The sequence below is a fragment of the Devosia sp. genome (genome assembly GCF_036676215.1).
Lineage (GTDB): Bacteria > Pseudomonadota > Alphaproteobacteria > Rhizobiales > Devosiaceae > Devosia.
Genome location: NZ_JAKFDJ010000072.1, coordinates 1 through 2367 on the forward strand (window position 1 = coordinate 1; position 2367 = coordinate 2367).

General features: G+C 64.9%; 2 protein-coding genes. Both read right to left on the reverse strand.

Annotated elements, in window-relative coordinates; genetic code table 11:
* Positions 1-357: 357 nt before the first annotated feature.
* Positions 358-828 (reverse strand): peroxiredoxin, encoded by a 471-nt coding sequence (locus V6M52_RS07520; protein ID WP_332700582.1) that lies wholly within the window; start codon positions 826-828, stop codon positions 358-360.
* A 15-nt stretch (positions 829-843) separates the two neighbouring features.
* A complete protein-coding gene (gene tyrS / locus V6M52_RS07525) occupies positions 844-2103 on the reverse strand; it encodes a tyrosine--tRNA ligase (protein ID WP_332700583.1) in 1260 nt (419 codons plus the stop codon).
* Positions 2104-2367: the final 264 nt, after the last annotated feature.

Genomic DNA, 2367 nt, shown 5'->3' on the forward strand with positions numbered 1-2367 from the left:
ACATAGAGATGTCTTTCGGGAAATAGCTCATCAAGCGATCGGCGAAGGCGCGCAAAGCGTGTCATTTCCACCGCGTCGGCTACGGAACTTTTTGGTCCCGCGGATATGCAGTGAGAATTGGAAGACGCGCAAGACCCTTCGCGCCGCGACGGCAAGGGCCCCGAGTCTGACGACTATTAACGGTGTTGGTTAACGAGGGCTGAACAGCCAAGCTAGCGCCGTTCGCGCCGCCTTGCCCGTCAAGGCTCAGATCACCGGCCGCCGCGACATATCTACAACAATTGTAGGTGGCGGCCGGAGCGTCTCCCAGGTAGGCCCAAGCGCGACGGTGCGGCTGTCGGCCGCACCGCGATACGCTTAAGCTCTAAGGGATTTCACGGCTTCGAGGACCGCCTCGGCATGGCCATCGACTCGGACCTTGCGCCAGATTCGGACCAGTTTGCCATCGGCCCCGATCAGGAAGGTCGAGCGATCGATGCCCATGTACTGGCGTCCATAGAGGCTCTTCTCAACCCAGGACCCGTAGCGCTCAATCATGGTTGCTTCCGGGTCGGAACCGAGGGGCACGGTGAGGTCGTATTTGGCTGTAAATTTCGCGTGACGAGCCAGGCTGTCCTTCGAAACGCCCAGAACCGAAGCGCCCGCCTTGGCGAAATCGGCCGCCAAGGCGCTGAACTGCTGCGATTCCTTCGTGCAGCCGGGGGTGTCGTCCTTCGGGTAGAAATAGACCACCAGCGGCTTGCCCTTGAAGCTGGCGAGCGTGATCGGGCCGTTTGCCCCAGCCAGTTCGAAGTCGGGCGCCTCGGCGCCTTCGGTCAGTTCGGACATCGCGTCTCTCCAGGCCTAGACGGGCTTCACCAGGACGATCTTCTTCTTGCCGGCCGCCAGCTTGACCACGCCGTCGACCAGGTCGGCCGAGGTGACGGCGCGGTTGGCGTCGGTCTCGGCCTTGTCATTGACCCGCAGGCCGCCGCCCTGGGCCAGGCGCCGAGCCTCGCCGCGCGAGGACGCGAGGCCGGCATCGGCGGCCAGGGCCGCGAGTACGATCCCGGCCTCCAACTCGGCGGCGGGAACCTCGTGGGTCGGCATGTCCTCCGACACGCTGCCGACCTCAAAGGCCACGCGCGCGGCCTCGGCCGCGGCCTGGGCCGCTTCGGCGCCGTGCAGCAGGGTGGTGGCCGCGTTGGCCAGCACCTTCTTGGCCTCATTGATCTCCGCGCCCTGCATGGCCTCGTAGCGGGCGATCTCCGCCACCGGCAGGTCGGTGAACAGCTTCATGAAGCGGCCCACGTCGGCGTCCTCGGTGTTGCGCCAGAACTGCCAGTAGTCGTAGGGGCTGCGCATGTCGGCGTTGAGCCAGACGGCCCCGCCCACGGTCTTGCCCATCTTCTGGCCAGAGGCCGTGGAGAGCAGGGGGGTGGTCAGGCCGAAGGAGGGCTTCTGGTCCACGCGGCGGATCAACTCCACCCCGTTGACGATGTTGCCCCACTGGTCGGAGCCGCCCATCTGCAGCAGGCAGCCGTGCTTGCGTTCCAGCTCCAGGAAGTCGACCGACTGCATCAGCATGTAGTTGAACTCGAGGAAGGTCATCGGCTGTTCGCGATCCAGCCGCGCCTTGACGCTGTCGAAGGCCAGCATCCGGTTGATCGTGAAATGGACGCCGTAGTCGCGCAGGAACTCGACATAGCCGAACTTGGACAGCCATTCGTCATTGTCGACCATGACCGCGTCGGTCGGGCCGTCGCCGAAGGTCAGGAAGCGCTCGAATGTGCCCTTGATGGTGGCGATGTTGCCCTGGATCTGGTCGTGGGTCAGCAGGGGGCGCTGGCCGTCCTTGTCGGTCGGGTCGCCCACCTTGGTGGTGCCGCCGCCCATCAGCACGATGGGCTTGTGGCCGGCCTGCTGGAGGCGGCGCAGCATCATGATCTGGATCAGGTGGCCGACATGCAGGCTGGACGCCGTCGCGTCGAAGCCGATGTAGGCGGTGATCGCCCCCTTGGCCGCGGCCTCATCCAGCTCCACCGGATGGGTGATCTGATGGATGTAGCCACGCTCCTGCATCACGCGCAGGAACTGGGACTTGAAGGGCTGGTCGGCGGACATGGGCGATAACTCTGACGAAGACGCAGGGCGCTCTAACACGCGGTCTGCAAGCATTTCGAGGGACATCTGACAGGCTCCTGGTCGGCGGAGGGCCGGAGACCGTCTTTTCTCTTGGGTGAGATGGGCGCCGACCTGGTGAGGTAGGCGCAAGGGATCGAACCGCGCCTGCTTTAGGGCAGGCGGTAATAGCTGGCCAGGTTGGCGGAGCGGCGTTCGATCATGCCGGCTAGCTACCGGCGCGAGGGCGTGGCAGTCAAGCTCTCC